The organism is Massilia sp. NBRC 108631, from assembly GCF_059704565.1.
Genome location: NZ_BAAKJE010000110.1, coordinates 1 through 203, shown reverse-complemented (window position 1 = coordinate 203; position 203 = coordinate 1). Strand labels below are relative to the sequence as shown.

Genomic DNA, 203 nt, shown 5'->3' with positions numbered 1-203 from the left:
AGGTGGTCGACACCATGGAATCGATCAACGCCTCGTCGCGCAAGATCGTGGACATCATCAGCGTCATCGACGGCATTGCCTTCCAGACCAACATCCTGGCGCTGAACGCGGCGGTGGAAGCGGCCCGCGCCGGCGAGCAGGGGCGCGGCTTCGCGGTGGTGGCCTCCGAAGTGCGCAACCTGGCGCAGCGCTCGGCGGCGGCG

The 203-nt window shown here is 68.5% G+C and carries 1 protein-coding gene; it reads left to right on the top strand.

The window, feature by feature from the left end; all coding sequences use genetic code 11:
• Nucleotides 1–203: methyl-accepting chemotaxis protein (locus AC6H42_RS12785; RefSeq protein WP_497548205.1), on the top strand; the 203-nt coding region annotated here is incomplete at both ends.